This is a genomic window from Haladaptatus salinisoli, from assembly GCF_020614375.1.
In the GTDB taxonomy this organism is placed as follows: Archaea; Halobacteriota; Halobacteria; order Halobacteriales; family Haladaptataceae; genus Haladaptatus; species Haladaptatus salinisoli.
The window spans coordinates 2,407,507-2,428,821 of record NZ_CP085327.1; the positions used below are offsets into that span (position 1 = coordinate 2,407,507).

Annotated in this window: 23 protein-coding genes and 1 tRNA gene; 14 read left to right on the forward strand and 10 right to left on the reverse strand. The window is 66.2% G+C overall.

Translation table 11 applies throughout. The features are described 5' to 3' along the window. Positions 1-48 precede the first annotated feature (48 nt). On the forward strand, positions 49-645 hold the full coding sequence (gene trmY / locus LIX00_RS13150) for a tRNA (pseudouridine(54)-N(1))-methyltransferase TrmY (protein ID WP_227353643.1): 597 nt from the start codon (positions 49-51) through the stop codon (positions 643-645). 50 nt (positions 646-695) lie between these two features. Then, positions 696-768, forward strand: a tRNA-Pro gene (locus tag LIX00_RS13155). A gap of 83 nt (positions 769-851) precedes the next feature. Here LIX00_RS13155 and LIX00_RS13160 read toward each other — a convergent pair. After that, positions 852-1,568, reverse strand: a complete 717-nt coding sequence (locus LIX00_RS13160) for a class I SAM-dependent methyltransferase (protein ID WP_227353644.1) — start codon at positions 1,566-1,568, stop codon at positions 852-854. A 168-nt stretch (positions 1,569-1,736) separates the two neighbouring features. Further along, entirely contained in the window at positions 1,737-1,946 is a 210-nt protein-coding gene (locus LIX00_RS13165) for a hypothetical protein (protein ID WP_227353645.1), read from the reverse strand. A gap of 35 nt (positions 1,947-1,981) precedes the next feature. On the opposite strand from LIX00_RS13165, the gene LIX00_RS13170 reads away from it, so the two are divergent. The 3 genes from LIX00_RS13170 to LIX00_RS13180 all read left to right on the forward strand — a co-directional run bounded on the left by LIX00_RS13170 (position 1,982) and on the right by LIX00_RS13180 (position 3,710). Further along, entirely contained in the window at positions 1,982-2,704 is a 723-nt protein-coding gene (locus LIX00_RS13170; protein ID WP_227353646.1) for a profilin-fold protein, read from the forward strand. 63 nt (positions 2,705-2,767) lie between these two features. Continuing rightward, on the forward strand, positions 2,768-3,220 hold the full coding sequence (locus LIX00_RS13175; protein ID WP_227353647.1) for a DUF2243 domain-containing protein: 453 nt from the start codon (positions 2,768-2,770) through the stop codon (positions 3,218-3,220). Positions 3,221-3,338: 118 nt separating this feature from the next. Beyond that, positions 3,339-3,710: a VOC family protein gene (locus tag LIX00_RS13180; protein ID WP_227353648.1), complete on the forward strand. Its 372-nt coding sequence runs from the start codon at positions 3,339-3,341 to the stop codon at positions 3,708-3,710. A gap of 82 nt (positions 3,711-3,792) precedes the next feature. On the opposite strand, the gene LIX00_RS13185 is transcribed toward LIX00_RS13180, so the two are convergent. Continuing rightward, positions 3,793-5,595 carry a hypothetical protein gene (locus tag LIX00_RS13185; protein ID WP_227353649.1) on the reverse strand — a complete coding sequence of 601 codons (1,803 nt, stop codon included), beginning with the start codon at positions 5,593-5,595 and terminating at the stop codon, positions 3,793-3,795. A 167-nt stretch (positions 5,596-5,762) separates the two neighbouring features. Here LIX00_RS13185 and LIX00_RS13190 point away from each other — a divergent pair, with 167 nt between their 5' ends. The 5 genes from LIX00_RS13190 (at position 5,763) to LIX00_RS13210 (ending at position 12,100) form a co-directional block, all read left to right on the forward strand. Continuing rightward, on the forward strand, positions 5,763-6,338 hold the full coding sequence (locus LIX00_RS13190) for an NUDIX domain-containing protein (RefSeq protein ID WP_227353650.1): 576 nt from the start codon (positions 5,763-5,765) through the stop codon (positions 6,336-6,338). Positions 6,339-6,455: 117 nt separating this feature from the next. Next, positions 6,456-7,871: a GntP family permease gene (locus LIX00_RS13195; RefSeq protein WP_227353651.1), complete on the forward strand. Its 1,416-nt coding sequence runs from the start codon at positions 6,456-6,458 to the stop codon at positions 7,869-7,871. Positions 7,872-7,912: 41 nt separating this feature from the next. Then, entirely contained in the window at positions 7,913-9,388 is a 1,476-nt protein-coding gene (gene tgtA, locus LIX00_RS13200) for a tRNA guanosine(15) transglycosylase TgtA (protein WP_227353652.1), read from the forward strand. 79 nt (positions 9,389-9,467) lie between these two features. Continuing rightward, a complete protein-coding gene (gene arcS, locus LIX00_RS13205) occupies positions 9,468-11,219 on the forward strand; it encodes an archaeosine synthase subunit alpha (protein ID WP_227353653.1) in 1,752 nt (583 codons plus the stop codon). A gap of 65 nt (positions 11,220-11,284) precedes the next feature. Beyond that, the gene (locus LIX00_RS13210; protein WP_227353654.1) at positions 11,285-12,100 is read left to right on the forward strand and encodes a GNAT family N-acetyltransferase; all 816 of its coding nucleotides are present in this window, start codon (positions 11,285-11,287) and stop codon (positions 12,098-12,100) included. A gap of 188 nt (positions 12,101-12,288) precedes the next feature. Here LIX00_RS13210 and LIX00_RS25975 read toward each other — a convergent pair whose 3' ends face one another. Next, the gene (locus LIX00_RS25975) at positions 12,289-12,411 is read right to left on the reverse strand and encodes a hypothetical protein (protein WP_255679291.1); all 123 of its coding nucleotides are present in this window, start codon (positions 12,409-12,411) and stop codon (positions 12,289-12,291) included. A 511-nt stretch (positions 12,412-12,922) separates the two neighbouring features. On the opposite strand from LIX00_RS25975, the gene LIX00_RS13215 reads away from it, so the two are divergent. Beyond that, entirely contained in the window at positions 12,923-13,078 is a 156-nt protein-coding gene (locus LIX00_RS13215) for a hypothetical protein (protein WP_227353655.1), read from the forward strand. Here the strand turns inward: LIX00_RS13215 and LIX00_RS13220 are convergent. Together LIX00_RS13220 and LIX00_RS13225 are read right to left on the reverse strand one after the other, a co-directional pair. After that, positions 13,067-14,137: an archaeosine biosynthesis radical SAM protein RaSEA gene (locus LIX00_RS13220; protein ID WP_227353656.1), complete on the reverse strand. Its 1,071-nt coding sequence runs from the start codon at positions 14,135-14,137 to the stop codon at positions 13,067-13,069. The genes LIX00_RS13215 and LIX00_RS13220 overlap by 12 nt on opposite strands. Before the next feature lie 15 nt (positions 14,138-14,152). Next, complete coding sequence (locus LIX00_RS13225; RefSeq protein WP_227353657.1) at positions 14,153-14,572, reverse strand: VanZ family protein; 420 nt, start codon at positions 14,570-14,572, stop codon at positions 14,153-14,155. 396 nt (positions 14,573-14,968) lie between these two features. Between LIX00_RS13225 and LIX00_RS13230 the strand changes: the two genes are divergently transcribed. After that, complete coding sequence (locus tag LIX00_RS13230; RefSeq protein WP_227353658.1) at positions 14,969-16,159, forward strand: outer membrane protein assembly factor BamB family protein; 1,191 nt, start codon at positions 14,969-14,971, stop codon at positions 16,157-16,159. 124 nt (positions 16,160-16,283) lie between these two features. Here the strand turns inward: LIX00_RS13230 and LIX00_RS13235 are convergent, their stop codons facing one another. After that, on the reverse strand, positions 16,284-16,424 hold the full coding sequence (locus tag LIX00_RS13235; protein ID WP_227353659.1) for a hypothetical protein: 141 nt from the start codon (positions 16,422-16,424) through the stop codon (positions 16,284-16,286). A gap of 74 nt (positions 16,425-16,498) precedes the next feature. Here LIX00_RS13235 and LIX00_RS13240 point away from each other — a divergent pair, with 74 nt between their 5' ends. Together LIX00_RS13240 and LIX00_RS13245 are read left to right on the forward strand one after the other, a co-directional pair. Next, entirely contained in the window at positions 16,499-18,430 is a 1,932-nt protein-coding gene (locus LIX00_RS13240) for an aldehyde ferredoxin oxidoreductase family protein (RefSeq protein WP_227353660.1), read from the forward strand. A 232-nt stretch (positions 18,431-18,662) separates the two neighbouring features. Then, positions 18,663-19,895, forward strand: a complete 1,233-nt coding sequence (locus tag LIX00_RS13245) for a trans-sulfuration enzyme family protein (protein ID WP_227353661.1) — start codon at positions 18,663-18,665, stop codon at positions 19,893-19,895. Between the two features lie 413 nt (positions 19,896-20,308). On the opposite strand, the gene LIX00_RS13250 is transcribed toward LIX00_RS13245, so the two are convergent. The 3 genes from LIX00_RS13250 to LIX00_RS13260 are packed head-to-tail and all read right to left on the reverse strand — an operon-like array spanning position 20,309 to position 21,230. Beyond that, positions 20,309-20,683 (reverse strand): DUF8048 family protein, encoded by a 375-nt coding sequence (locus LIX00_RS13250; protein WP_227353662.1) that lies wholly within the window; start codon positions 20,681-20,683, stop codon positions 20,309-20,311. A gap of 22 nt (positions 20,684-20,705) precedes the next feature. Beyond that, the gene (locus LIX00_RS13255; RefSeq protein ID WP_227353663.1) at positions 20,706-20,960 is read right to left on the reverse strand and encodes a MoaD-like domain-containing protein; all 255 of its coding nucleotides are present in this window, start codon (positions 20,958-20,960) and stop codon (positions 20,706-20,708) included. Next, positions 20,961-21,230 (reverse strand): ubiquitin-like small modifier protein 1, encoded by a 270-nt coding sequence (locus LIX00_RS13260; protein ID WP_227353664.1) that lies wholly within the window; start codon positions 21,228-21,230, stop codon positions 20,961-20,963. Positions 21,231-21,315: the final 85 nt, after the last annotated feature.

Here is a 21,315-nt window from a genome sequence, read left to right on the forward strand (position 1 = left end):
GGGCGGTCAGAAGAAAGCGACTTACGCGCCCGCCGCGACCCGCCGAGTATGCGACAGTTCATCGTCCTCGGACACGAGGCGCCGACGACCCCCGACTTCTCGCTCGACGACCTCGCGGGCGGGGCGGGCCGACTCGACGCCCTCTGTCGGTGCGTCAACAGCGCCTTCTTCCTCTCGCACGACTTCCGGAGCGACGTTCGCCTCTTTCTCGTCTTGGGGGACGAGGTGACGATCCGGTTCGAGGGGAGCGAACTCCGCAGGCTCAACCCCGACGAGCGAAGCACGGCCGCCCTGATTCGGAAGGCCCTCGAAGCCAAATCGGAGGCCATCGGCCACATGGAAGCGGAAAGCACGCCCGGCGTTCACGTCTCGAAGCGCGATTTCGAAGCGGTGTTGGCCGACGCGGGCGCGGACGCGACCGCGGTTGAACTCCACGAGGACGGAACGCCCGTGGTCGATGTCGAACCTCCCGAAAACCCGCTCTTCGTCCTCTCCGACCACGGCGATTTCACCGAGAGCGAGGCCGACCTGCTGGCCGAGGCGGCGGACGAGCGCGTTCGATTGGGACCGAGGCTCCTCCACGGAAACCACGCGATGACGGTGGCGCACAACTATCTGGACACGCGGGGGTACGCCGACTACTGACGCCGCAGTTCCGGAACCGTTAAAGGCAGGTGTCGCCATGTTCGACTTGCGGGCCGGTGGGGTAGCTTGGTATCCTTCGGCCTTCGGGTGGCCGTAACCGCAGTTCGAATCTGCGCCGGCCCATTTCTGCCCGCGACGACTTCGACGCCGAGCGAGAGCGATACCAGTGACGCGATTCGAAGACGGACGGCGGAGTTCGCGCCGAATCACCGTCTCGTCGCTCGAGCGCACAGAAACGTCGGTCGTCGCAGTCGCTTCTCGTACGACTCCGGCTTTTTCTCCGCGAACCCCTCCGTGGGCGTGGGCTCAACCAGCTCGTCCAGTCGAAACCCGGTTTCGACGAGCGGGTTGACGATTTCCGAGAGCGGTCGGCGGTAGAACGGGACGTCGACCGACTCGCCGGAGACCGACCACGTCATGTGCTCTCGCTCCACGTCGAAGTAGTTCACGTCCTCGAAAACGACGTAGTCGTCCAGCGGATGGTGGGTCGAAAACGCGAGGAACCCGCGCGGTCGGAGGACGCGAGCGAACTCCGCGAAAACTCGCCGCCAATCCTCCGCGTAGTGGAGCGAAAGACCGCAGACGACGCCGTCGAACTCGTCGTCGTTCGCGAAGTCGAGCGACGCTTCCATATCGGCTCGACGAACCTCCGCCCGATCGCCGACCCGCTTCGCCGCCCGTTCGACCATCCCCTCGCTCGCGTCGACGGCGACGACCTCCGCCCCTCGGTCGAGCAACCACTCCGCGTACCGACCGCAGCCGCAGCCCGCGTCGAGGATTCGTTTTCCGTCCACGTCCGGCACGAGTTCCGTCATCGCGGGGAACTCCAAGTCCGCACAGTACGCGCCGTCCTCGTGCGCCCCGTAGGTTCCGGATAGCGCATCGTAGGCGTCCTCCGCGATGGGTCTCTCGTCGGGCGGCATGGACGTACCTGTCGTTTTTTCGCACGGTAACCGTTCCGGTTTCGACGGTTCGTCCCGCGACTATACCCGCTGTCGGCACCCGCCGACGAGCGGGACGTGTCTCCGGTGCCGTCGCTCGAACGCCGGCGGCGGATTCACCGCGCCGTCGATTTCGTCTCGCCGTTATCGCTACGGCAGATTCCCGGTGGCGATGACGATGGGGAGCAGCGACGAGACTCCCGACAGGAAATCGATCGGCGACGGTTCGCCACCGGACGCGAACCGCGTGACCGCGACGGAGAGGCGGAAGACGGTGGTCGACCCGACGACGACTCCCGATCGTACTTCCCGGTCGCTCGGCGAGAAATCCGGCCCGCGTCGCTTCCCGCCCCGAGTCACTACCGTTATCCCTGTGACGACCCTAGCGACGGAGAATGACCGAGGGTATCGAATTCGACGTCTCCGAGACCGCCAGCGTCGCCGAGCACCGAGACGAGGTCGTCGCGGCGGTCACGGACCACACGGGGCGGATAGCGCGCGAACTCGCGCTCTTGCAGGGCGGGGACTACGGCCAATCGACGTTTCGGACGGACGCCGGGGAGTGGACGCTCAAGTACGAGGCCGGAGATATCCAGTATCTTCGGTTCGAAGGAAAAACGGGCGGCGAAACGTACGTCGTCTCGTCCAAACAGCCGCCGGAACCGGACGAACTCGCCGCCGCGATGCGGGACTACGAGGCGTTCGTGAAGGCGTACAACCGACACGTCGAATCGAAAGCGGGCGTGTTGGACGACGTCCCCACCGAGTTCCCCGCCGTCGCCTCCACCGATTCGGTCGTCGCCGAGCGCGACCGCGTGGTCGGACGCATCCGCGAGGTCGCCGACGCGATATCGGGCGAGCTCCACCGCTACGAGGGCGTCGACTACGGGACGTTCTCGGCGCGAGTGGACGGAACGCGGTGGGAGTTAAAGTGGGAGGAGGGCAGGGCGTCCTACCTCCGCGTCGGCGGGCGGGGCGGTACGTACCTCGTCTCGCAGTACGAGCCGCCGTCGGCGCCGGACCTCCGCGAACTCGCGCCGGAGTTCGGTCGATTCGTGGAAGCGTTCAACGAGCACGTCGACGACCTGGAGGCGGACCTCTCGCGGGTTTCGCTCTGAGCGGGTCGAGCGGCGTCGCACGTCGGCCGCGGCTATTTTCGTTCCGAGCCTCCTGTTTCGCGTATGGCCTCCGAAAGCGAGCGCCGAACCACCGTTCTGGTCGGCGGCGGGATACTCGGCTTCGGATTCGGGGCGCTCCTCGACGTCGTCGTGTTCCACATGATACTCCAGTGGCACCACCTGTTGTCGTCAATCTATCCGCCCTCGACCGTCGCCGGTCTGCGGACGAACGTGTACTTCGACGGAATCTTCTCGCTCGCCACGCTCGGCGTGATGGTTCTCGGCGGGGGAATCATCTGGCGAGCGCTCAATCGCTCCGACCGACCGCACTCGACGGTGCGGTTGGTCGGCAGCCTTCTCGTCGGCGCGGGCGCGTTCAACGTCTTCGACGGAATCGTCGACCACTACCTCCTCCACATCCACGACGCCGTTCACGGAACTCGCGCGCTGAACCCCCACTGGGTCGGGGCGAGCCTCCTCCTCCTCGGCGTCGGAATCCTCGTCCTGACGAGGTAGGCGCAACCGGAAACCGACCGCGGCCGCCCGACGGATTCGACCGCCCTCCCGCGCCCGATTTCACTTTCACCCTCCGCTTCGCGCACAGTTATGTCACCGCCCTGCGAATCGACGGACGATGTCGAAATCGCCGATAGAGAACCGAATCGGAACCGTGTTCGTCCCCGTCTCGGACGTGCCGCGGGCGATAGAGTGGTACTCCGACCTCTTCGACCTGCCGACGGACGGGACCGAGGCGAGTCACGAGGGAACGATTTACGACGTGGAGATGGAAGGCGACGCGGGACTCGTTCTCGACGCCAACCGACCCGTCGAGAACTCCTCGCAATCGCTGTGTTACTTCTGGACGGACGACGTCGAGGCGACCCACGAGTTCCTCGAAGAGCGGGATATCCCCGTCGTGATGGGGCCGGAGAACGTCGGGAGCGTCACGTTCGTGACCTTCGAGGACCCCGACGGAAATCGGTTGATGGCCTGTCAGGAGAACTGAACGACTGACTCGATTTTCGGTCCCCTCGCCTTCTCCTCCCGCTCTCTCCGCGCGTTCTTTCGCTCCCCCGCCCGACGCCGACTCAGGTCGTCTCCGAGGGCGTCTCGGTCGTCGCGGGGACGTCCTCGGTCGTCGATTCGGGATTCCCGCTCGGCTCCGATTCCTCGGTCGCCGGTTCCGCGGTCGTCCCGGCCGAGTCCGTCGTCGGCTCCGAGCGTTCGGTCGTCCCCTCCGCCGTCGCCTCCGTCGTTCGGTCGGTCGTTTGGCCGGTCGTCTCCGCGCCGGTCGTCACCCCGCACTCGGCGGCGGTCGGGCCGGTCGCGGTTATCTGATTCTCGTAGCCGAACGGGCGCATATCGAGTCGCCAGCGGAGTCGTTCGTCGGGACTCGTCGGATTCCAGCGCGCCGTGAAGCTGTGTCGCCCCGGTCGTAGCTCGTCTGGCGGCGCGGTCGAACTCGCGCCGACGAGTTCGCTCCGGACGAGGAGCGCCTCGTCGTTCGGATTTCGGTAGACGAAGGTTACGGTACCCCCGTCGTCGGTCGCGGTACAGCCCTCCGCGGACGCCGACACCTTTTCCGGGCGAACCCGCCGAAGGCAGGCTTTCAGATTCGGATTGCGCTTCGAAATCGTCGGCTCCGCGGCACCCGATTCGAAGGCGGCGACGTCCGTGATGACGAACCCCGAAACTCCGGCCACGTCGCCCACGTTCGACTCGTCGATTCGAGTCCGCCCGCTCACGGGGCCGATTTCGTTGTAGGAGGTCGCAACCCCGTCCGAGGCGTACCACGTCGTGCTGATCGCTACTCGCTCGAACGCGCCGGTCACCCGCGCCCGGTCGCAGTCGAGGAACTCGATTCGCCTCGTCGGTTCTTCCCCGTCGCCGCCGTCCCCTCCTCCGCCGTCCGGCTTTATCTCCCGCCCGTTGAGGTAGACGGTCGCGTCCCCGTCCATTCGGAATCGCCTCAGTTCGCCGGAGAAACGATAGGCGTCGCCGCCGCCCGCGACCGCGCCGCGGACGCGCTTGCCGGTGATGGTATCCTCGTCGTCCTTGGTGACGTGCCGGTCGGCGATGGGCGCGCCGCCGCTTCGCCCGCTCTTTCGCACTTTCCCGCTCACGGCGAACCGGTATTGCACGACGTTCCGCGGACTCCCGCCGAAGACGACGAGGTGGTTCGGCAGTCCTCGCTCCCGACACCACGGACCGGCGTAGGGGTTGTCCGCCGTGAACTTCGCGGGCTGTCCCGGCGTCCGAAGCTCCCGGGTGTCGACGCTCAGAGTGTCGATGGCGAAGGGATAGTGGTCGTGCGCCGCCGCCGGGTGGATGGTGGTCGTTCCGCTGACGGGGCCTTGGAACAGGACGTTCGTCCCGAGACCGGACTCGTCCCAGAAACTCGTGTGCATCCGGACGCTCCGGAAGTTCCCGGTCACCCGCGCCGTGTCGCAGTTCACGAACTCGATGGGCGTTTCCGCGGCGGGGTTGTCGCCGAGTTCGTCCGGACGAACCCGGCGACCGTTGCGATAGACGTTGAGTTCGCCCGCCCGCCCGGAGGACGGCGAAACTCGGAATCGAACGATACGACCTGTGTATCGGTAGGCGTCGCCGCCGCCGGCGACCGCGCCGCTCGCGTGGGTCCCCCCGCCCGAAATCCGGTCTTCGTCGTCCTCGGTGACGTGCCGGTCGGCGATGGGCGCGCCGCCGCTACGTCCGCTCTTTCGCAGGCGTCCGCTCACCGTGAGGCCGTATTCGATGATGGTGTCGGGACTGCCGCCGAAGACGACGACGTGGTTCGTCCCTCGTTTCCCCTCGGTTCGGATCCCCCCGACACCGACCATCCCCGCCGTCGCTGCGAGGAGGCTCCGTCGACTGACGCGATTCGGTCGCATAGTTGAATTGTTGTGAATTCGACGGTCCGGGCGATAAATCACGACAACCGTTTTCGTGCTCGTCGACAGGAAACGTCGGCTTTCCCGAAATCGTCGTCGGTGCAGGGTTCGCCTATCCCGTCGCCGAAGACCGGAGCGTCTATTCCCGTCCCCGAGAAGACCCGTGTATGCCCGACGAAGACGACCCCCTCGCGTGGGAGACGCTCGGTTCGGACGTGGCGTACACCTGTCCCGGCTTCGACGTGCGCCACGAGGACGTTCGCCTGCCCGACGGGACGGAGACGGACTTCGATTACCTCGCGGAACCCGAGAGCGTGGTCGTGCTCCCCTTCACCGATGACGGCGACGTGGTCGTCATCGAGGAGTGGCGACAGGCGGTCTCGCGCGTCTCGCGGGGCCTCCCGGTCGGCGGCGTCGAACCCGAAGACGAGGACCTCGCCGCCGCGGCCCGCCGAGAACTCGCGGAGGAGACGGGCTACGAGGCGAACCGGGTGGCGCACCTCACCACCGTCGAACCGGCGAACGGAATCGCGAACTCCGTGCTCCACTACTTCGTGGCTCACGGCTGCGCGCCGACGGCCGAACAGGAACTCGACCACAACGAGAGCATCCGCCCTGAGACGTCCACGTTGGACGCGCTCCGCGAGGAGATCGCGGCCGACGGAGTGTTCGACGGGCGAACCGCGCTCGGCGTGCTCTACTACGACGCCTTCGGTCGAACCGCCGGTGACGCTACCGAATAGCGTTTTTCCACTCCGGGAACCTGATCCCCCGAAACCATAATATATAGTTTATAATAATAAAACAACTCTTGATAACCATAAATTATAATTGGGAGTCGTGATTTATCCTCGGAGTGTATGGCGTATCCGCACAGTCCATTGGTAGCGTTCATCGTCGGCGTTCTCGCCGTCGTTATTTTACTCGTGTATTGGGATCTACCCGCGTTCATCGGGCTCATGATAGCCGCGATGATCGTCGGTCTCGTCGCACCGCAAGTTCCCGCGGGCAAGGTTCCCGTGAAGATAGCGAGCGCGTTCGGCGAGGAGATGGCCGGTATCGGTATTCCGATTCTGATGGCGGCCGTCATCGGAAAGTCGATGATGGCCAGCGGTGCGGCGAACCGCATCGTCCGCGCATCGACGTCGCTGACCGGCCGCGATAACGCCGAGTACGCCCTCTGGGGGAGCAGTTCGCTGCTGTCGATTCCGGTGTTCTTCGACAACGTCTTCTACCTCATGGCTCCGCTCGCGCGCTCGATGCGAACCCGTATCGGGAAGAACTACACGCTCTTCATCGTCGTCGTCGGCGCGGGCGGCGCGACGACGCACGTGTTTGTCCCGCCGACCCCCGGTCCGCTCGCCGTCGCGGCCGAAATCGGCGTCAACCTCGGGACGACCATCCTCGTCGGCCTCGCCGTCGCCCTCCCGGCGGCGCTGGTGGCGGGCATCTTCTACGGCCACTGGATCAACAAGCGACTGGACATCCCGTTGCGCGACTCGATGGACACGTCCGGCGACGAGATGGAGGAGCTTTCGGAGCGTCCGACGAGCGCGCTTCCGGGGCTGTTCGAGTCGCTCCTTCCGATACTGCTCGCGGTCGTCCTCGTCGCGGCGAACACGGCGACGACGACGCTGCGCGACTCGTACGGGGATCTACCGGTCTGGTTCACGTCCGCCGTGTCGCGCTCGATGCTGAACGGAATCTCCCCCGCGACGTCGCTGCTCGGCGATTCGACCTTCGCGCTGACGGCGGCAGCGGTCGTCGCGGCGCTGACCTTCCTGCGGACGCGGGATATCTCCCAACCCGAGTGGTCGGACGAACTCACCGAGGCGCTGAAGAACGGCGGTAACATCGCCGCCATCACCGCGACGGGCGGCGCGTTCGGCGCGATGTTGGCGGCGGCGGGCGTCGGCAACTACATCTCGGGCGGGCTGAAGGACCTCGGACTCGGCTTGCTCGTGACCGCGTGGGTCATCGCCGCCGCGGTGCGCGTCGCGCAGGGGTCGGCGACGGTCGCCATGCTCACCACGGCCGGCATCGTCGCCCCCTTGACGGGACAGCTCACGGTGCATCCGGCGTACCTCGTCATGGCCATCGGCGCGGGCGGAAACATCTTCTCGTGGTACAACGACAGCGGCTTCTGGTTGGTCAAGGAGATCGGCGGCTTGACGCAGGCCGAGACGCTGAAGACGTGGACCGTCCTGACGACCATCGTCTCCGTGACGGGGATCATCACCGTCCTCGTGCTGTCGTCGATCGTTCCGCTGACCTGACAGCGGAACCCTTACGCCACCGCCGCGGTTACGCCGCGGTAATGGACCGAGATGCCTTTGAGATTCGCGCGCAAGACGGAGGGGGTCGAATCGGGGAACTCACCGTTCCGCGGGCCGGCGTCACCGTCGAGACGCCGGCCCTCCTGCCGGTCGTCAACCCCCACGTGGTGACGGTCGAACCGTCCCGGCTCGAATCCGAGTTCGGCGCGGAAATTCTCATCACGAACTCCTACATCCTCTACAAGAGCGAGGACTTCCGCGACGACGCGCTCGACGGCGGCCTCCACGAACTCCTCGATTTCGGCGGGGCCATCATGACCGACTCCGGGTCGTTCCAACTCGCCGAGTACGGCGAAATCAGCGTGACGACCGAGGAGATTCTTCGGTTCCAGCGCGATATCGGTTCTGACATCGGGACGCCGGTGGACATCCCGACGCCGCCCGACGTCGACCGCGAGCAGGCCGAATCGGAACTCGAAACGACGCAGGAGCGCCTCGAACTCGCGGCGACCGTCGACGTCGGCGACATGCTCGTCAACGCGCCGGTTCAGGGGTCGACCTACGCCGACCTCCGCGAGGAGGCCGGTCGCCACGCCTACGACACGGGGCTCGACGTGTTCCCCGTCGGCGCGGTCGTCCCGCTGATGAACGAGTACCGGTACGGCGACATGGTGGACGCGGTCGCCGCCGCGAAGCGCGGTTTGGGCGCGGACGCCCCGGTGCACCTGTTCGGCGCGGGCCACCCGATGATGTTCGCGCTGGCGGTCGCCATGGGTTGCGACCTGTTCGACTCGGCGGCCTACGCGCTCTACGCCCGCGACGACCGCTACCTGACGGTTCGCGGCACGAAGCACCTCGACGACCTCGAGTACTTCCCCTGTTCGTGTCCCGTCTGCGCGAACTACGACCCCGACGAACTCCGAGGGTTCGGCGACCGGGAACGAGAGGAACTGCTCGCCGAGCACAACCTCCACGTCACGTTCGAGGAGATGCGTACAGTCAAGCAGGCGATCCGCTCGGGCGACCTCTTCGAACTGGTGGAGAACCGCGCCCGCGCCCACCCCGCGATGCTCGACGGGTACCGCGCGCTCGGCGCGCACGCCGCCCAACTCGAACGCGCGGACCCCGCATCGAAGGGGACGTTCTTCTACCTCTCCGGCGAGAGCGCCGCCAGACCCGAAGTGCTCCGTCACCGCGAGCGACTCTCGCGGCTGAATCCCGAGGGGCGCGTGCTCCTGACGGAGGGCAACCCGAGCAAGAACTACGACGAGTCGTGGCGCGTCGTCCCACCCTTCGGCCCGTTCCCCCGCGCGCTCTCGGAGACCTACCCCCTCACCGCCGAGATTCCCGAGCGCATGGACGGCGCGGGATACGAGTCGGCCGCCCGCGGGGTGGCGCGACTGGTCGAACTGAACCCGGCGTGCGAGTTCACGCTGGCGCACTACGACTGGCCCGCCTCGGCGCTGACGCTGGTGCCCGAGTCGGTTCGTGCCGTGGATTTGAGCGACCAACCGTAGTCCGCGGCTTCGATAGCTCGAACGACGCGACTCGCGGAGTTACGCAAGATAGTTCAAGCCGCTTCCCCGAGATTTGGGTATGACCGATTACTTCGAGGTTCACGACAGGGACGGGGCGGCCCGCATCGGGGAACTCCGCCTCGCCGAGTCCGTGACGACGCCCGGACTCGGCGACGACGTGCTCTCCGACGCGGGGAGCCTCTGGTTCGAGGAGCGCGACCTGCCGGAGGGCGACGAGTCGAAGCTGACCGTCCTCCCCCACCGCGCCTTCCCGAGCGGCACCGACGAGGAGGTGATGGCGTCGTTCGCGGTGGACTACCCGGACGTGGAGTTCCCGAGCGCGGCGGTGGTCGCGCCGGAGACGGCGGACGACTTCGGCACCGACGCCTACGTGCTCTCGGGGGCCCGCGGGTTCGTCGGCCACGGCGCGGGGTTCAAGGACGCTATCATCGAGACGCGCGAGGCGATTCCGTCGGACAGCGCGCTCCTGCTCTCCGGGGTCGCCACGCCGCGGAACGTGGCGACGCTCGTCTACGCCGGGGTCGACCTCGTGGACGCGGACCGGGCCGTGGTTAAAGGAACGCAGGGGAAGTACCTGACCACCGAGGGGGAGTACCGCGCGGACGAACTGCGCGAACTCCCCTGTTCCTGCCCGGCCTGTCGGCGTCCGGTGGAGGAGTTCACCCGAGAGCACTGCGTCGACCACAACGTCGCCGCGCTCCGGGCCGAGTTGGCGGTCGTCCGCGAGCGAATCCGGGGCGGGCGACTCCGGGACTACATCGAAGGGCAGGCCCGCCACGACCAGTGGCTCACCGCCGCGTTCCGGGAGTTCGACCAGCAGTGGGACTACCTCGAACGGCGGACGCCGATCGTCCGAAACGCGGAACTCGCCGCCGCGACGGAGGACACCCTGCGCCGGGTCGAGATTCAGCGGTTCGCCGACCGGGTGACGACGCGGTACCGCAACCGGTTCCGGAATCCGCTGGTGCTCGTCCCCTGCTCGGCGAAGAAACCCTACAGCGAGTCCCAGAGCCACGGTCAGTACCACGACGCCGTCCAGTTCAAGGCGCACAAGGTGTCGATGACGAGTCCCATCGGCGTCGTGCCTCAGGAACTCGAACTCACCTACCCGGCCCAACACTACGACTCGGTGGTGACGGGGCGGTGGAGCGAGGACGAAAAGCGGTTCGTGGCCGAGGTGCTGCGGCGCTACCTGGAGCGAAACGAGTACCCGAAGATCGTCGCCCACGTTCCCGACGAGGGCTACCGCGACGTGTGCGAACGAGTCGAGGACGCGCTCGACCTGTCGTTCGAGTACACCGTGGAGGGGCACCCGACGAGCACCGAGTCGCTCGGCAACCTCGCTAGCGAACTCTCGGGCGAACTGAAGTACGGCAAGCGCGAGCGCCAGCACAACACCGTCCGGGCCATCGCGGACTTCCAGTTCGGGGACGGGGCGGGCGACGACCTCTTCTCGGACATCACGATACAGAGTCGCTACCCGAAACTCCGGGTACACGACGCGGAAGGCGAACAACTCGCGGCGATGGTGCCCCAGTACGGCACGCTCTCGTTCACGCTTGCGGGCGCTCGCCGGTGGGTCGAGAGCGACGCGCCGGAAAAGCGGGTCGAGATAGACGCCTTCGCGCCCCACGGGAGCGTCCTCGCGCCGGGCGTCGTGGACGCGTCCGACGACATCCGCGTCGGCGACGAGGTGGTCGTCGAGGGGCCGAAGGCGTTCGCCGTCGGACGCGCGGAGATGGCCGGCCCGGAGATGGTGGAGTCGACGCGCGGCGTAGCGGCGGACGTGCGCCACGTCGAGGAGAAGTGAGTCGGGCGAGAGTGGTCCGAATTAGGCGAAAAATAATAACCTTCTGCGCGTCGGTACACCCTCCTATGGGAGCACCCGCCGACATCGAGTTCGAAGACACCGTTCACCGACGCATCTACGAGCAGGTCGAACAGCGGGGTGCCGTCACCGTCGAGGAAGCCCGCGACGCGGTGCGAATCGACTCGCCGACCGGGTCGAAACCCGCGCGCTCGGGAACGACGGAACCGAAGGCGCGCATCCCGCCGGAGAAGTTCCGCGAGCACGTCTCCGAGATGGTGGACGCCGGACACCTCGTGGAGCGCGACGATACGCTCCACCTCGCGCTGGACGAGGGGACCGAAACGTACGAGGACGGCGACCTCTCGTACCGAGTCCGGCCCGCCCGCCAGTCGGACTGGGAGGGAATCGAAACCGTGATTCGGGAGGTCGCCGACGAGGGCGCGTCCATCTCCGCGGAGCGCGTCGCGGCGGACATCGACGACGAGGGCGCGCTGTTGCGCTACAACGACCACCGGTCGCGGATGTTCTACGTGGCGACCCTGGACGAAGGGGGCGACGAGGGCCGGGACGACGGCGAGGTTATCGGCTGGGTTCACGTGGACGCGCCGGAACTCGACAAACTGCGTCACATCGCCGAACTGACGGTCGGCGTTCGGGAACCCTACCGGGAACGCGGCGTCGGGGGTCACCTGTTGGAGCGGGCGATGGACTGGGCGCGCGACGCCGGCTACCGGAAGGTGTACCAGAGCGTTCCGGCGACGAACGAGACGGCCATCGAGTTGCTGGAGGAACACGACTGGGAGACCGAGGCGGTTCGGGCGGACCACTACCTCGTCGACGACGAGTTCGTGGACGAGGTGATGACCGCACGAAAACTGTAGCGCGACGTTTCGGCGGTCGGCGGTCGTCAGCTACCGCCCCGCTCGAACGTCCAGAAATCCCGCCTCGACGGTGCGTTACTCCCCGTTTCGTCGCCCGTGAGCGACGAGGAGCGACCACACCGCGCCCACGAGAAGCCCCCACACCAACACCACCAGGAGCGGCCAGAGGACGACCGGTCCGGCGACCGTCATCGCCGCACCTCGGTCGGCGAGTCGGTCGCTATCCACTGCTCGAGACGCTCCGGGTTCCGGATTTCGACCCAGCCGTTCGAGCAGAAGACGGTTTCCCACTCCGAAAGTTCGTCTGACATGCTCGGCTCCACATCGGGGTCGGTGGTCGAGACGAGTTCGCGCGACTCGTCGCGAGTATCGGCGTACCGTTCCCCGATAAGGGGAAGACGGACGAGGATTTTGTTATTCGGCGAGTATCGCGACGGTAGGCGGAGCCTACGGTCGTCGAACCCGGTTCGACGACCGAAACTGTCAGAAGCCATCTATCGGTAGTCGGACGGGAGGAACTCGACGCCCGCCGGGCGAGACGCGCTCCGAGCGTGCGGCGCACCGACCCTCTCGGTCGCCGGCTGTCTCTCGGCCGGAACCGACGGGGTCCGTCGGCGAGGAGTCGTCCGATTCTGACGACGAACCGCGCACCGTCTGGATAGGAAACGTCACCGACGAGGCCCGAACCGTCGAGTTCGCGCTGACGACGAACGAGACGACGCTGTTGGAGGAGTCGGTCGAGTTCGATTCTGGGGCGGTGCTCGCGGTCGAACTCCGCGAACCTACGAACTGACCGTTCGCTCGGGCGAACCGGAGACGACCGTGGCGGTCGAACGCTCGCGCATCGACTGCAACCGGTCGGCGACTGACGTCGCCGTCGCGAAGGACGGAATCGAGTCGGCGACCGTCACGACCCTACCGACCTGCCGGACGACGACCGCCCGAGCGAAAAACGCGAACGGTCGCTCACCGCGCTAGCGGGAGGTTGTAGCTCCGCTCGCGCTCCACGACCGCTTCCCACGTCCGCTCGCACTCGCAGGACACCTCGTCGAAGACCGAGGGGTCTTGGCGCAGGTCGAAGTCCTTGATGGCCCTCTGGGCGAGGTCGTCGCACTCGCCGCAGTTGTGCGGGCCGCGGTCGCTCCCGTGCCCGACGGGGTCGGAGACGACGATGGCGGGCGCGTCGGCGGTGTCACGCAGCACCTCGCAGACGCTCCAGAGCCACGGCGGTCGATAGCCGTCCCGGAAGTACAACTCGTCGACCATCGTGTACCGCTGGACGTTGGTCGGGTTCATCGAGACGGTGTGGGCGTACTCGGCGCACTTTCGGACGGACTCCTTCATGTCCCGTATCGCCTCGCTCTCCGAGAGGAAGGGCGGTTTCATCAGCAGGTAGGCCTTGATGCCCGCGCCGACCGACTCGGCGTGCTCGCTCGCCTCGATGAACCGCTCGAAGTCGAAGTACTTGTTCACGCAGTCGTGGCGCACGCGGTCGTTCGCCGTCTCCAGGCCGATGGCCACGTCGGTCTCCAGTCCGACGCCCGTGAAGTCCTCCAACTTCTCGCGCTCGACGAAATCGGGCAGGCTCTCGACCACGATTCGGTCGCGGTCTGCGAACGTCTCCGCGATGGCCCGGCGCGTCTCGGCGCCGACCTCGCGCTCGTCGAGAAACGACCCGGAGGTGTATATCTTGACGAGACCGCTCTTCTCGTCGCTCTCCTCGCGCTCGTGTTCGAGACAGACCTCGATCTGGTCCATCAGCGCCTCGTGGGCGACGCTCCCGCCTTCGACCGATTCGGCGACGTAGCCGCACATCGTACACCCACCGGCGCGCGCCCAGCGACAGCCCCCGGTGTTGAGGATGATGGTGAGGCTCTGGTAGACGCCGTCCGGCGTGTTGTCCTCGTCCAGCCACACCCGCGTCGGCTCGTGGGGGTCGTAGTGTTTCTCTTTTTTCGCGCGGATACCGCGCATCACCGCGTTGTGGGCGTCCATACCCTTGCCCTGTTCGTACCCTTCGGGACCCGGCTTGCTCATTGTCGGGAAGAGCGGCTACGAGCGTAAATCGGCTTCGTCTCGCCGGGCGACCCTCCGCGAGAACGCCCACCAGACGGCGACGGCCGCGGTCGCTCCGAGCGCGTCGGCGACGACGTCGCCGACCGAGGTATGTCGAAGCGGGGCGGTCAACTGGGCTATCTCCATCGCCACGCCGTAACCGGTCGCGCCAGCGACCGCGAGCGCGGCGGTCGCGCGCCCGTCCGCCGCGGGGCCGCGTTCGCCCGCCAGCGCGACCGCGAGCGCGGCACCCAACACCCCGTAGCCGACCGCGTGAGCCCACTTGTCCATCCCGACGAGGCCGAGCGGTCCCGTCGGCGTGACGCCGGCGTCGGGGGTCGTGAACACCGAGAAGTAGCAGATGACGGCCGCGACGAGGACGACGGCGGCCCAGCGAACGCGGAGCGGTCGTGGCATTCGTCTCTCTGCTCCCGGGGAGCGCGTAAAAAACGTCCGCTTCCGGCGTTCGTCGCGCGCGGGCCGTCGAACATTCACGCCGGAATTCCTGATCGACCGACGGCGTTCAAGGGAAGTGCTCTCACTTAGCGGAGAGTTAATCATTCCCGAACGCCGAAACCGGTGTCAGTACGCTTCAAAACCGGTTCACTTCGATAGCGAGGCGGACGAAAACACGTCCGACGACCGTAAAAATCGGCGTTTTTATTCGTACAATAAATAACGAAAATTGAACACCAGTTGGCCGCTCATCTCCCGCTCGACTGTCCGAAATCCGACCGATAAAACCGGTCTAAATTGCAAAAAACAAATTATGAACCTAATAGTAAACGTCGGCCCAACACAGGTTTCGCCCGCATGTCCGACAACACGCGCAGAACGTTTCTGAAAGCCGTCGGCATCGCGGTCGGTACCGCGAGCGTCGGAACGGCGGCGACCAAGACCGGTGTTCGACCCTCGGGCGTAGCGGGCGAGGCGACCGCGACCGATACTCGAACCGAGAGCGTCGAGGATGAGTCATCGACGGACTCCGTACCGGGGACGGGCTGGCGGTACAGCACGGCCGAACCGATATACGACGCCCCGGCCGTTTCGTCCGATTCCGTCTTCGCCGGGGCGAGCGGCGGCTACGTGTACGCCATCGACCGAATCTCCGGAAAAAAGCGCTGGCGCGCTCGGCCCGACGACCGGCGAGTCTTCGCTCCCGTCTACGCGGATGGTATCGTCTACGCCAGAGGAAATCAGAGTTTCACCGCGCTGAATGCCGAAACGGGTGCGGTCGAGTGGAGCACCACCATCGAAAGCGGCGTCTCCGCCGACCCGCTCGTCCACGAGGGAACCGTCTACGTCCCGTCGCCTCGGTTCGACCCGAGTCCGAAGCTGTACGCCTTCGACGCGAAAACCGGCGAGACGAAGTGGACGTTCGACGGCGACGGCTGTGAGTACGCTCGGATGACGCCCGGAGTGGGTGTCGAGAACGGATCGGTGTTCCTATTGGACGAGCGGACGCTCTGGAAACTCGACCCTGACGACGGAAGCGTTCGCGGGTCGTACGCCGACGAAAATCAGGACGACTTCTACGCGTTCGCCCACGGCGCCGACACCGTTTACGGGAGCAGGGATGGGGAGACGCCGACCGATACGGTGGCACTCGATACGTCCGACGGGTCGGAACGCTGGACGACCTCCTTCGGAGACGACACCCCAGTTCGCCTCTCCGCGGAGGGCGAGACGCTCTACGTCACCAACACGGAGCAAGGGCTGGGTCGTCTCATCGCGGTGGACGCGACCAGCGGTGCCGAACGCTGGCGGTTCGAGGAACCGCGAGGCGACAACTACCTGAGTCGGGCGACGGTCAGCGGCGACGCCGTCTTCGTCGGAGCGAATCGTCGGCTGTACGAACTCGACGCGGCCGACGGAACCGAACGACAACGGTGGGAGGCGACGGAGTCGATTATGACCACGCCGGCCGTCACCGACGACGGGGTCTACTCCACCACCAAGGACGGTCAGACCGGCTTCGTCTACTCGTTCGACCGCGGTGAGTGAGTACCTGACTCGTTCTCTGTAACCAGAGTAAGAATCATTTTCGTCTATTGACGATATTTTTTCTGCTCGAAAGTAGCGCGTCCGCGGCCAACGGAACCGTCTCCGCCGTAACCCGGTCGTATCTTTACTCCCTCGACGCCGCGGAGTAGGTCACCGCCGAACTGCTCGCATTTTCCCCCGATTGCCCCCCTCCCGTGAGGAGTACGCCCATCGCCTCGCCGTCGCGTGTTCCACCCGTCGTCCGTTCTTCGTCCTCCGCGCTCACGTAACCGTTTCCGGTTACGACAGGTTGGTAACGACTAACACGATAGCGGTCCAATATAATCGTTGAAACTTACCATGACCGACTTAGGCGGTTTTCACGACCACGTGGCCCGCGTCGACCTCTCCGACGGAGCGGTGAACTACGAGAGCGTCGACGACGACGACGCGCGAAAGTACATCGGCGCGCGCGGGCTGGGGGTAAAGTACGTGTTCGACCAGGGGCCGGACGTCGACTCGCTCGGCCCGGACAACCTGCTGGCGTTCATGAACGGCCCGCTGACGGGAACGCAGACCGTGATGAGCGGGCGAATCGCGGTCTGCACCAAGTCGCCGCTGACGAACACCGTGACCGACAGCCACCACGGCGGCTGGAGCGGCGCGCGCCTGAAGTGGGCCGGCTTCGACGGCCTGCTGTTCGAGGGCGCGTCCGACGACCCCGTGTACGCCGTCGTCGAGGACGGGGAGGTCGAACTCCGCGACGCCTCGCACCTCTGGGGCAAGGGCGTCCACGAGACGCGCGACACCTTGGAGGAGGAGGTCGACGGCGCGTACGGCAAGAACCTCTCGATGATGGCCATCGGCCCGGCGGGCGAGAACAAAGTTCGGTTCGCCTGCATCATCAACGAGGACGACCGCGCCAGCGGTCGCGGCGGCACCGGCGCGGTGATGGGGTCGAAGGGTCTCAAGGCCATCGTCGTCAAATCCACGACGAAGATGCCGAAACCCGCCGACCCGGAGACGTTCCAGAAGGGCCACCAGCAGGCGATGCAGGCAATCCAGGAGTCCGACGTGACGGCCCCGAACGAGGGCGGCCTGTCGATGTTCGGGACGAACGTCCTGATGAACGTCACGGAGGAGATGGACGGCCTGCCGACCCGGAACGGGAAGTTCACCAGCACGAACAGCGAGGCGGAGTCGGACTCCGCCGAACGGAGCATCGACGCGGAGAACGTCTCCGGCGAGAACGTCCGCGAGAACATCCTCGTGGACGAGCCGACCTGCCACTCCTGTCCGGTCGCCTGCAAGAAGGAAGTCGAGGTGCAGGTCAACCACAAGGGCGAGGACATGAACGTCCGGATGGAGTCCTACGAGTACGAGTCGGCGTGGGCGCTCGGTCCCAACTCGATGAACGACGACCGCGACAAGACCGCCCTGATGATGGACCGCTGTAACGACATGGCGGTGGACACCATCGAGATGGGCAACACGATGGCGATGGCGATGGAGGCCACCGAGGAAGGTCGTCTCGACGAAGGTCTCGAATGGGGCGACGTGGACACGATGGTCGAGATGATCGACCGCGTGGCCCACCGCGAGGGCGAACTGGCCGACCTGCTCGCGGAGGGCGCGGCCCGCGCCGCGACCGAACTCGGCGACCCCGAGATGGCGCTCGACGTGAAGGGCCAGACGATGGCCGCCTACGACCCGCGGAGCATGAAGGGGATGGCCATCGGCTACGCCACCAGCAACCGCGGCGCGTGCCACCTGCGCGGCTACACGCCCGCCGCCGAGATTCTCGGCATTCCGGAGAAGGTCGAACCGACCGAGTGGGAAGGAAAGGGCGAACTCTGCGCCACCTTCCAGGACATGCACGCCATCAGCGACTCGTTCGACATCTGCAAGTTCAACGCCTTCGCGGAGGGCGTCGAGGAGTACGTCCTGCAGTACAACGGCATCACGGGCCTCGACGTGACCGAGGACGAACTGATGGAGACGGGCGAGCGCATCTACAACCTGGAACGCTACTACAACAACCTCGCCGGTTTCGACGGCGACGACGACGACCTGCCCGCTCGGTTCGTGAAGGGACACCCCGACGCCATCCCCGGCAAGGGCGGTTCGGAAGGCTCGCTCGCCGAACTCGACGAACTGAAAGCTGAGTACTACGACGTGCGCGGCTGGGAGGACGGCGTCGTGCCGGACGAGAAACTGGACGAACTCGGCATCGACCTCGGGCCGGGAACCGGCGTGAGTCGCGGCGGCGCGGCGGCCTCCGGCGACGACTAGAGACCACCTTTTTCGTCGTCGAGTGTCCTCGCGCCTTCGTCACCTCGACCGCCGCGCGCGAGGAACGAAGCGTTCGAAATCCTCCGTTCGACGTTGAGTTTACCAGCGAACGCTCGTAAGTTTCCGGCGGTATGTTTCGCGATAATTCGAGTCGGAGCGCGATACTCCCGGCGCATGGCAACACCTGCCGCATCGAAAGTTTCTAAGTGCGGCTACCGAACGGGACGGTGGCATGACAGACCGTCCCGGCGACCGCGGCGCTCGAAAGGACTCCCCCGAGTTCGAAACGACGGCGGTGACCCACGCGGAACAACCGTCGCACGACGAACGAGCGGGCGACGTGACGATGCCGATCCACCTCGCGTCGACGTACGAGGTCGACGGCATCGACCCCGACGTCTCCCTCGAAGAGTTAGACCCGGAGGAGAACCAGTATCTCTACTCGCGCCTCTCGAACCCGACCCGCCACGCGCTGGAGAAGCGACTGGCGGCCCTCGAAGGCGGCGACCACGGGATGGCGTTCGCCTCCGGCACCTCGGCCGTCGTCGCCACCGTCACGGCGTCGGTCTCGCCCGGCGACCACGTCGTCGCGTTCGACGACCTCTACGGCGGGACGAAGACGATGTTCAAGGAGTTGTTCTGCGACCGCCTCGACGTGGCGGTCGACTTCGTGGACGCCCGCGACACCGACGCCGTGTCGGACGCCGTGCGCGACGACACCGCCCTCGTCTGGATGGAGACGCCGACGAATCCGCTCCTCAGGCTCTGCGACATCGAAGCCATCGCCTCCGTCGCCGAGTCGGTCGGCGCGACCTTGGGCGTGGACAACACCTTCCTGTCCCCCTACTTCCAGCGCCCGCTCGAACTCGGCGCCGACGTGGTCGTCCACAGCACGACGAAGTACCTGAACGGCCACAGCGACTCCATCGGCGGCGTCGCCGTCACCAGCGACGACGAACTGGCCGACGAAATCGGCTTCCTCCAGCGGGTCGGCATGGGGAACGTGCTCGCACCCTTCGACGCCTTCCTCACCCTCCGCGGGCTGAAGACGCTCCCCCTGCGGATGCGCCAGCACGAGACGAACGCCGCCGAAATCGCGGCGTATCTGGACGAACACGAAGGCGTATCGCGGGTGTACTACCCCGGCCTCCGGTCCCACCCGCAGTACGACCTCGCCGAGCGCCAGATGGACGGCGGCGGCGGCGTCCTCTCGTTCGAACTCGACGGCGACCTCGAAGTCGTGCAGCGGTTCGTCGCCGAACTGGACGAGTTCGCGCTGGCGGTCAGCCTCGGCGGGGTGGAATCGCTCATCGAACACCCCGCGAGCATGACCCACTCGCCGCTGACGCCCGAGGAGCGAGAGGAACTGGGGATTACGGACTCGCTGCTCCGCGTTTCGGTCGGCGTGGAGCACCCGAAAGACCTCCTCGCCGATTTGGAGTCGGCGTTCGAACGGCTCGACTGAGACGCGCGATCCGCTTTTTCGGCGGACGGGCGGCGAGGGGGATCTTCATGCGGGTTCTCAGCCGGTACGTTTCAGTACGGTCGAAGAATCCACCGTCTCGGTATGGCGAGTGAGTTCTCGCAGTTGCGTTAGCCTCGAAGGCCCCCGGCCGCTCGCTCCAGCGGGTCGACCAGCCGCCGAGCGCCATCCGCCATTCACGAAGAGCGCGCCGGCCCGTCCCCGCCTTGTCCTGGCGGAATGAAAGGGCGAAGTCGCTACGCGAAGCGCCGTCCCGAGGAGCGCAGTAGGGGGGCGCGCGAGCGTAGCGGCTGAGGGCTTTCGAGGACGCAGCACTGGCAGAACCATCGAATTAAGAGCGTCAAAGCATCCGAGAACACTACTCCAGAAGTGAGTAACGCATCTCGAATACGGCATTATTCCCGTCGACCGATCAGCACGGCCGTCCGAATCTCCAGCGCGCTCTCGAACTCCTCCGCTCGCTCCTCTTTCCGCCCGATTCGCTGGAGTTGCTCGACGTGCGCCCGCCGCACCCCGTCCCACTCGCGTCGCCCGAACCCGAGGCGCTCGCCGACCGCCCGCCAGTGCTCTTCGTCCGCGAGGAAGACGCTCCGCTCCGGCGTCTCGTGCACGCACTCGTACTCCCGTCGGTACTCGTCCAGCCGCGGTCCGAGGTCGGCCTGCGTCGCTTCGAGAAGTTCCGAGAGTCGCTCCAGCGGGACGCTGGCCTTCGATCCGGCCAAGAGTACGATCTGCCCGTCGATGGGGTGCGTCGGTTCGTCTGTCGTCATCCGTCCTCCTCGGCGTTTCCGGTTATCCGCCCGCCCGCATCGCCTTCTGCGAGAAGCGTTCGACGAGCGAGTCCAGCGTCTCCTCGTCTCCCTCGAACACGACCGTCACCTCGGTCAACTCGACGCTCGGTCCGATGCTCACCGTCTCCGAGGAGAGCGACGCCCGCCAGCCGTCACCGCTAACGTCGCCGTCGTCTCGCGTTTCGCCGCCGAGGTTTTCGAGGTACGTGCGCGCGAGGTTTTCGTTGATACCCCGAAACGACTTTTCGCGTCGCATCTATCCACCCGCGACCGGCGGGAAGATACTCAACCTGTCGCCGTCCGAGAGCGACGTCTCCCGACCGTCGATGTGGACGACGTCCTTCCCGTTTCGCATGATGGAGAGCTGAGGTCGTAACTCCCCGTCCTCGAACAGGTCGAGACCGTACTCCTCGGTCAGCGATTCGAGCACCGCACCGACCGTCGCGTCGTCCGGGTACTCCCGCTCGAGCGTCTTCTGTCCGACCGCCTCTCGGAAGTTGGCGAAAAACCGGAGGGTGAGTTCCATGCCCGACGTTGGAACGCCTCGAATAATAAACGCTCAGTTCGAATCGAGGCGAACCGGACGGGTTCGCCGGTCGATCGCGCTCGCG